A 231-nucleotide genomic window follows, 5' to 3' on the forward strand; every position below is an offset into this window, starting at 1 on the left:
GTCGGTGTTCAACGTCAGACGGGCACCGGCCTTCGCGTTTGAGCAGAGCAAGCGCGCGACCATAGGCGGGCGCTTTATCCGTGTTGATGAATCGCGGGATCTGCCACTTCTTCACGTTGTTGAGGATTTTACCCAGAAACCGGTATGCAGCTTTGCTGTTACGACGGGAGGAGAGATAAAAATCGACAGTGCGGCCCCGGCTGTCGACGGCCCGGTACAGATACGCCCAGC

Annotated in this window: 1 protein-coding gene; it reads right to left on the bottom strand. The window is 58.0% G+C overall.

The window, feature by feature from the left end; all coding sequences use genetic code 11:
* Positions 1-231, bottom strand: a 231-nt coding sequence (locus FHC51_RS22815) for a DDE-type integrase/transposase/recombinase (RefSeq protein ID WP_220436793.1), incomplete at both ends; no start/stop codon positions are given.

The organism is Leclercia sp. EC_58, from assembly GCF_019584355.1.
GTDB lineage: Bacteria > Pseudomonadota > Gammaproteobacteria > Enterobacterales > Enterobacteriaceae > Enterobacter.